Origin of the sequence: Thermosynechococcus sp. HY213, from assembly GCF_031460975.1 — a bacterium.
Lineage (GTDB): Bacteria > Cyanobacteriota > Cyanobacteriia > Thermosynechococcales > Thermosynechococcaceae > Thermosynechococcus.
In genome coordinates this window covers 64,438-72,156 of record NZ_JAVKVB010000017.1, presented here as the reverse complement: position 1 = coordinate 72,156, position 7,719 = coordinate 64,438, and the positions used below count along the sequence as shown (strand labels likewise).

Annotated in this window: 9 protein-coding genes and 1 tRNA gene; 5 read left to right on the top strand and 5 right to left on the bottom strand. The window is 56.2% G+C overall.

What is annotated here, in order from left to right:
* On the top strand, positions 1–207 hold a 207-nt coding region (locus RHK62_RS12390), incomplete at its 5' end, for a transposase (RefSeq protein WP_310453781.1).
* On the opposite strand, the gene RHK62_RS12385 is transcribed toward RHK62_RS12390, so the two are convergent.
* Positions 160–546: a HEAT repeat domain-containing protein gene (locus RHK62_RS12385; RefSeq protein ID WP_302678443.1), complete on the bottom strand. Its 387-nt coding sequence runs from the start codon at positions 544–546 to the stop codon at positions 160–162. The genes RHK62_RS12390 and RHK62_RS12385 overlap by 48 nt on opposite strands.
* Before the next feature lie 63 nt (positions 547–609).
* Here RHK62_RS12385 and RHK62_RS12380 point away from each other — a divergent pair.
* Positions 610–683 (top strand) — tRNA-Asp (locus RHK62_RS12380).
* A 19-nt stretch (positions 684–702) separates the two neighbouring features.
* Here RHK62_RS12380 and RHK62_RS12375 read toward each other — a convergent pair.
* The gene (locus tag RHK62_RS12375; protein WP_206200409.1) at positions 703–1,281 is read right to left on the bottom strand and encodes a M23 family metallopeptidase; all 579 of its coding nucleotides are present in this window, start codon (positions 1,279–1,281) and stop codon (positions 703–705) included.
* A gap of 107 nt (positions 1,282–1,388) precedes the next feature.
* On the opposite strand from RHK62_RS12375, the gene RHK62_RS12370 reads away from it, so the two are divergent.
* Positions 1,389–1,652 carry a DUF3493 domain-containing protein gene (locus RHK62_RS12370; protein ID WP_149819902.1) on the top strand — a complete coding sequence of 88 codons (264 nt, stop codon included), beginning with the start codon at positions 1,389–1,391 and terminating at the stop codon, positions 1,650–1,652.
* On the opposite strand, the gene prmC is transcribed toward RHK62_RS12370, so the two are convergent.
* A complete protein-coding gene (gene prmC, locus RHK62_RS12365) occupies positions 1,649–2,524 on the bottom strand; it encodes a peptide chain release factor N(5)-glutamine methyltransferase (RefSeq protein WP_310453780.1) in 876 nt (291 codons plus the stop codon). The genes RHK62_RS12370 and prmC overlap by 4 nt on opposite strands.
* A gap of 78 nt (positions 2,525–2,602) precedes the next feature.
* Here prmC and RHK62_RS12360 point away from each other — a divergent pair, with 78 nt between their 5' ends.
* The gene (locus RHK62_RS12360; RefSeq protein ID WP_310453779.1) at positions 2,603–2,962 is read left to right on the top strand and encodes a hypothetical protein; all 360 of its coding nucleotides are present in this window, start codon (positions 2,603–2,605) and stop codon (positions 2,960–2,962) included.
* Here the strand turns inward: RHK62_RS12360 and RHK62_RS12355 are convergent.
* Positions 2,952–3,866, bottom strand: a complete 915-nt coding sequence (locus RHK62_RS12355) for a DMT family transporter (protein ID WP_310453778.1) — start codon at positions 3,864–3,866, stop codon at positions 2,952–2,954. The genes RHK62_RS12360 and RHK62_RS12355 overlap by 11 nt on opposite strands.
* A complete protein-coding gene (locus tag RHK62_RS12350) occupies positions 3,853–5,652 on the bottom strand; it encodes an aspartate kinase (protein ID WP_206200405.1) in 1,800 nt (599 codons plus the stop codon). Before RHK62_RS12350 ends, RHK62_RS12355 begins: the two co-directional genes overlap by 14 nt.
* A gap of 136 nt (positions 5,653–5,788) precedes the next feature.
* Here RHK62_RS12350 and ftsH point away from each other — a divergent pair, with 136 nt between their 5' ends.
* Positions 5,789–7,717, top strand: a complete 1,929-nt coding sequence (gene ftsH, locus RHK62_RS12345) for an ATP-dependent zinc metalloprotease FtsH (RefSeq protein ID WP_302678437.1) — start codon at positions 5,789–5,791, stop codon at positions 7,715–7,717.
* Positions 7,718–7,719: the final 2 nt, after the last annotated feature.

The window sequence follows — 7,719 nt, the reverse complement described above, 5'->3', positions numbered from 1 at the left end:
TTGATGATGGATAATGCACCGATTCATCCAAAAGGGGCGATTCAGGCAGTGGTGAAAGCGGCGGGTCACGAGGTGTTATTTTTACCGAAATACTCTCCTGATTTGAATGTGATTGAGCACAACTTTAGTGCGTTGAAGCGAGCGCGGATGTATGCAGGGTCAAACAGTTCGATTGATGAGGTGATTCGCAAGTATTGTGCTGGATGATGTCTCATTCTTGATTAGAATTGCTATAAACTGCAACAGCCAATCATCGGTACTGTGGTAGGCCGTTTCTAAATCTTCAAGGGCAAAGGGAACTTGTAGGGCAGCCATCGCATCCGCTGCGGCAGCACGGACATCCGTTTCGCTGTCATGGAGCAGGCGATCGCGCAACAGGTCATGGGCTTGATTGAGATTGACGTGCCCAAGGCTGGCAATTTGACTCACCGCAGTGTAGCGGACACGGGAATTTTCGTCTTGGCTGAGGGGTTGAATGAGCCGAAAGGCATCGTTGGGGTCAAGGCTACGCAGTTGATTGATGCCCCGCAGGCGATCGCCCAGCAAGGCAAATTTAACCAGTTGACAAAGCCATGATTTTCCTGATAGTCTAAAAATCGCTCAAAAATTGGGACTGTAGTTCAATCGGTTAGAGCACCGCCCTGTCACGGCGGAAGTTGCGGGTTCGAGCCCCGTCAGTCCCGTTAGTTTTTAATCAGAAAGTTATCGTTGGGCCTGGCTGCCATACATGGCCTGTAGAACCACGGCAGGGTTGACCAATTGCCCTCGGTGGCGGAGCGTCCAGTGAAGGTGAGGTCCGGTGGTGCGGCCTGTCATGCCCACTCGACCAATACGTGCCCCCGTGGGTACCCGCTGCCCCTCTAGGATGAAAATGCCACCGGCGCGATCGACCATGGCTCGTCCTTGGGGGGTCTGCTCAACCCGCCCCATCATGTGGCAGTAAACGTGTTCCCAAGCCCCCGATTGAATTCGTACCAGTGTGCCACAGGCGGTGTGATCGGAAACTTCAATCACCTGCCCGACCCACCAATTACGGATATAGCTCCCTTGAGGAGCAGCAAAATCAAGGCCATTGTGAAATTCGGTCGTGGGTTCCCCCGTGGGCGATCGCCGGTAGCCAAAGGGAGAGGTATAGCCTTGGAAATTTTCCACAGGAAAGGAAGCATCGCTCCAGCGGAGTGTCCCTGCACCAGTATTTTGGGAGGGTTGACTGAGTTGGGGAATTGCAACCGTGCTACCCAAGGCGATCGCCAGGGCTACACTGATTCGCTGCCAATGCATATCAAACTCCTCACATCTCTTTTGGCCTACGGCCTTAGACCGTTATTGATGCACACCGTTCCCCATTGTAGGGACGTAGGATATTTTCAGGTGATGGGAAAATCAAAATGGCTACTCACAAACCCCAGCAACCGGCTGAAGTGACTCAATCAACTCTGCGCGATCGCCTGCGAGCCGAGGCAGCCGCTCCCTATCGGGGACTACGGCGCGTTTTCTATGCCGTTTTTGCCGCTTCCGGCCTCATGGGTGCCTTTATCCTTGGCCTCAAGGGATTGGCGGGCACTGCTGGTAACGATTTGGTGTGGAATCTGGCATTACAAATCGGAGTGGTTGCCCTGATGGTTGCCCTCTGGCGCTGGGATCGCGGCTAAACTGCTTGAGCGAGCAAAAAGCGATCGTGGCCACTGAGATCCCGAAGAATTTCCACTCGTTCATAGGCTTGGCTGGCCATTGCTAGCGCTGCCACAGCTTCCCCTTGGGTTGCCATCAATTCGATAAAGAGCCAGCCTTGGGGCTGAAGATACTCTGGTGCCGTCTCAACAATCTGACGAATCGCCTGCAAGCCATCCGCACCACCATCGAGAGCAATAGGGGGTTCATGGCAGCGCACCTCAGGTTGGAGAGTGGCCACTAGGCGGGTGGGAATATAGGGAGGATTACTGACAATGCCCTGCACCTGCCCTTGCAGATGGGTAAGGGGGGCAAACCAACTGCCAACATAGCAACGCACGCGATCGCCCAAACCGTACTTCTGAATGTTGATTCGCGCTACCTCTAGGGCCTCAGGACTGCAATCGACAGCATGAACAACCACTTGAGGAAATAACCGCGCCAAGCCAATAGCGATCGCCCCACTGCCGGTGCCCAAATCCAGCCAATGCCCCTGTTGTTGCCAAGGGGGTACCGTTACTGCCACCACTTCTAGGAGTTCCTCTGTTTCTGGCCGAGGAATCAACACACTGGGGGTGACAACTAATTCCAGATCGTGCCAGTGAACCGTACCAATGAGATATTGCAGGGGAACCCGCTCCTGCCAGCGGCGTTGCCAACGCTCTTGGAGTTCTGCAAGGGGCAGTTTTAGAGGAATCTCGGGCGGAAAGCGGCGCAGGGTGATGTCAAGGGGACTCAACTGTGTGAAGGCACTGAGAAATTGTTTTAACTCCCGTAGGCCACTCTCGCGCTCAGGGGCTGGAATGATCGCCTGTGCCCAGTGCCACCATGCTTGGAGTGCCTCGCTACTCACGAATATATCTTGACCCTTGTTTTCTGAGGATACTCGTATCAAAATAGCCCTAGAATTTCTAACTGTGCCTTATCCACTGTGGCAGATTTTCAGGAACAGCTTCAACGTCTGCAAGAGCAACTGCAACGGGCGCAGGCGCGAGCAAATGAACTGCCGTCACTGGTTCCTGAACCGCCCCCACCGCCTGTGGATCCCGAAGCCCCGGAATGCGCGGGTGAACGGGCACGGATTGAAGCCCGCGTGCGCAGTGAAACCTCTGTTGCCGAACTTCAGGCACAACTGATTGAAGCCCTCTTGGAAAATGAACGGCTACGGCGTGCCCTAGAGGAGGAGCGGCAAAATCATGCCCGTACCCGTGAGGGACTCATTACCGCCTTAGGGGATGCTTTGGACACCCTCAAACAGCGGCGGCGATCGCCGAACCCCCCTAGGGACTAGGCCACAGTGCTACACTTAAACCCACCAGCACCAGACTGCCCCCCGTCATCACTACCGTTGTCGGCACCTCACCAAAGAGCAGCAAGGCAAAGAGACTCGCAGCAATCGGTTCTGCCAACACCAGAAGAGTTACCCATGTAGGGGAAAGCCAACGCACCCCCCAATTGAGACTGGTGTGCCCCACCAACTGGGGGATCAAAGCCAGCAGGAGAATCGCACCATAGAGCTTCAGCGGCCAACCTCCGTAAGTCAGACCCAGCAGTGGCGGCAGGGGCAAGAGAACCAAGGCAGCAGTGGCATAGGCCACAAGGGCGTAGTGGTGAATCGCCAGACCCGCCTTTTGAGCCGCTTGACCACAGATAAAGTAGGCACTGACCGCCCACGCCGCCGCGATCGCCAGCGCATTTCCGAGTAGGGGGTTCCTTGCCACAGCACTCGTCGGTTCTGCCGTCCCAATTAGGGCGCTGCCGCCAAGGGCGATCGCCATGCCCACCCAAGCACGGGGTTGAAGGGTTTGTCGCTGCCAAAGGTACCCGACGAGCGCCGACCAGATGGGCGTTGTGGTCACCAATGTGGTTGAGGCTGCCACCGAGGTGTAGTGCAGTGAGGTGAACCAGAGGCTAAAGTGCGCCGCAAGGGCAACCCCAGCCGCCAGTGCCCAACGCAGATTTTGGCGAGTCAGGTCTAGCCACGGCCACGTGTAAAGTTGCGGGGTCAAAAAGAGAGCAGCCAAACTGAGGCGACCACTGGCCAAGAAAATGCTCAACCCCACGGTCATGCCTAGGGAATCGGTGGCTAAATCAGCAACCCCCCAGCGCACCAGCACAGCAGCTGTAGAAACCGCCAACACGCCCACGCCGAGGACAAGGGCAATTTGCCAATGGGGCGGTCTATTTACCGACATCGGGAATGACGACGGGAGCCTCACCATCTAAACCAAAGGCTGTATGCACCGCCCGCAGCGCCCGCACCCCCTCCGATTCTGCCACCACACAACTCACGCGAATTTCCGAGGTGGCAATCATTTGAATGTTGATGTTTTCACGGGCAAGGGCCGCAAACATTTGCGCTGCAATCCCCGGACGGTGGATCATCCCCACACCAACAATGCTCACTTTGGCGATCGCCGTATCTATGAGGATGTCGCCGTAGCCCAATTGGCTCTGAACCCCCTTGAGTAGTTCCGTGGCTCGCTCGGCATCGGCAGAGGCCACCGTAAAGGCAATATCGCGGGTCATCACACCCCCGAGGGAGCGCGATCGCTGGGATTGGATAATCATATCCACGCTAATGGCGGCATCCGCAAGGGTCTGGAAAATTGCCGCCGCCATACCGGGGCGATCGGGCACATCGCGAATCGCAATCCGCGCCTGCTTGGGATCAAGGGCAACGCCCCGCACCGCTGGGGCATCGGGGGTTTCTTGGGGGACAGTGGTGGCGGCTTCCACATCAAAGGTTTGGGAGAGAACAGCGATCGCTCGACCTGCATCCGCTGCGGCCACTGTACAACTGACATTCACTTCAGAGGTGGAAATCATTTGTAGGTTAATGCCCGCTGCCGCCAAGGCCGAAAACATCTGAGCGGCCACCCCCGGTCGGCCAATCATCCCGGCACCGGTGATACTCACCTTGGCAATGTCGGCATCCACGAGCACATCCGTCTCTTCAACCCGTGGATTCAAGCGGGGATAAAAGGCCACAGCAACAGCCTCGGCTTGTTTAAGAACGCGCTTTTGCACGGTGAAGGCAATGTCGTTCGTCTGACCTTCGTGAATGGATTGGATAATTAAATCCACATCAAGATTTTGCCGTGCCAGTTCGCCAAAAAGCTGTGCCGCAACGCCGGGGCGATCGGCCACCCGCAGTAGTGCCACCTTCGCCTGATCCGTATCCAGCGCCACCCCATCCACAGGTTTGCCCAGTTCAAGATTTTCCACGGGACGCGGCGGCCGCGATGGTGCAATGACACGGGTACCGGGATCATCCGTCCAACTGGAGCGCACCACCAAATCCACGCCATAGTTGCGGGCAATCTCCACGGCGCGGGGGTGCAAGACCTTTGCCCCTAGGCTCGCCAACTCCAGCATTTCATCGCAGGTAATCTCACTCATGAGTTGGGCATTGGGCACCAGTCGCGGATCCGTGGTCAAAATGCCGGGGACATCGGTGTAAATTTCGCAGCAATCCGCCCGCAGCGCCGCCGCCAAGGCCACAGCCGAGGTATCCGAGCCACCCCGCCCAAGGGTGGTGACTTCAAAATCCGCAGCAGCAGTAATCCCCTGAAAGCCGGCCACAACCACCACTTGTCCTTCTTTGAGGTGCCGTTCGAGGCGCTGGGTCTCAATGTGGAGAATGCGGGCACGGGTGTGGGCCGGTTCGGTGACAATGCCCACTTGGGCACCGGTGAGGGAGATGGCGGGTTCCCCCAAGGCATGGAGCGCCATCGTCAACAGGGCGATCGAGACCTGCTCCCCCGTGGAAAGCAGCATATCCATTTCCCGCTGACTGGGGCGATCGCTAATGGCATAGGCCAGTTGCACCAAGCTATCCGTGGTTTTGCCCATGGCCGAGACCACCACCACTACCTGATGTCCCGCTGCCACAGTTGCCTTGACTCTGCGGGCTACCGCTTGAATGCGCTCGACACTACCGACGGACGTGCCGCCATACTTTTGTACAATCAGTCCCATGGGCGTTCTAAAGAGAATGCTGTCCTATTTTATATTTAGGGCGGTGATTCTTGGCTGTGGCTGATCCAGGGCGCTAGGGAACTAAAAAATCGCTGTTAAACTGGAAATTAGAACTGAATTTCGGAAACGGGTGCCGATGAAATACGCTCAACGCCTTTCCCAACGGCTGAGTCAACTGGCTTTGGTCGTGGGTCTCTCGTTAGCTCCCACTCACATTGGTTTAGCGCAATCGAGCAATAACAACACCGTTTCCTACAGTCAATTCCTCAATGCCCTCAAGGCGGGTGAAGTCAGCTCCGTCGAACTCTATCAGGAACAGGGGCTAGCCAAGTTTCGCCGTAAAGATCAACCCGAACAATCTCCCCCCCAAGAGGTACGGCTCTTTGATCGCAATCCTGAACTTGTAGAACTGCTGCGCCAAGTGAGTACCCGCTATAACACGACGGTGCGGGTGGTGCCCTCTAGCAGTGATGGGGCAGTGGTTGGCGTCATTTCTAACTTGATGCTGGGCTTCTTTCTGCTGATTTTATTCCTGATGATTTTGCGGCGGGCGAGTAATGCCCCCGGCGGCCCTGGGCAGATTCTCAACTTTGGTAAATCCCGCGCCCGCTTTCAAATGGAGGCACAAACGGGGGTGACCTTTGGCGATGTGGCTGGGATTGAAGAGGCCAAAGAAGAGCTGCAGGAAGTTGTGACCTTTCTCAAGAATTCAGAGAAATTTACCTCCATTGGTGCCCGTATTCCCAAGGGGGTGCTGCTAGTTGGGCCACCAGGAACCGGAAAAACGCTCCTTGCCAAGGCGATCGCCGGTGAAGCCGGGGTTCCCTTCTTTTCCATTTCTGGTTCTGAATTTGTGGAAATGTTTGTGGGCGTCGGTGCCTCCCGTGTGCGGGATCTCTTCAGAAAGGCCAAAGAAAACGCCCCTTGTCTGGTGTTTATTGATGAAATTGATGCCGTCGGTCGCCAACGGGGTGCCGGCATTGGCGGTGGCAATGATGAGCGCGAGCAAACCCTCAATCAACTCCTGACGGAAATGGATGGCTTTGAGGGGAATACGGGCATTATTGTGATTGCGGCAACGAACCGCCCCGATGTTTTGGATGCTGCCCTCCTGCGTCCGGGTCGCTTTGACCGCCAAATTACCGTGGATTTGCCCAGCTACAAGGGACGCCTGCAAATTCTCCAAGTCCATGCGCGGCACAAGAAAATTGCTCCCGAGGTGTCCCTAGAGGCGATCGCCCGCCGTACCCCCGGCTTTTCGGGTGCCGAACTGGCCAACCTCCTCAATGAAGCCGCAATTCTTACTGCTCGGCGTCGCAAACCGGCCATTACCAATGCCGAAATTGACGATGCCATTGATCGCGTGACGATTGGCATGACGCTCACTCCCCTCCTCGACAGCAAGAAAAAGTGGCTGATTGCCTACCACGAAGTGGGTCATGCTCTACTGATGACGCTCTTGAAACATGCGGATCCCCTCAATAAAGTGACCATTATTCCCCGGTCTGGGGGCGTTGGCGGCTTTGCCCAGCAAATCTTTGATGAAGAGCGGGTGGATAGTGGCCTCTATACCCGCGCATGGCTCCTCGATGAGATCACCATTCTATTGGGGGGGCGCGCTGCCGAAGTGGAAATCTTTGGCGATGCTGAAGTCACCGTGGGTGCCAGTAGCGACTTGCGAGCAGTGGCCAATCTGGCGCGGGAAATGGTGACCCGTTACGGCATGTCGGACTTGGGACACTTAGCCCTTGAAACGCCGGGCAACGAGGTCTTTCTGGGTCGAGATCTCATGCCGCGCGCTGAATATTCTGAAGCTGTGGCCGTGCAAATTGACCACCAAGTGCGCGAGATTGTTATGCACTGCTACGAGATTGCCCGCAAACTGATCCGCGAGCATCGGGTGGCCATTGATAAGCTGGTGGAGCTGCTCCTTGAGAAAGAAACCATTGACGGTGATGAGTTCCGTGCCTTGGTGCGCCAATATACTACCCTACCTGTCAAAGAACCCACTTGGAAGGTGACAGCGACACCAGTATCCTTTCGTCAGGGTGCCCAGCCGTCCTAGGC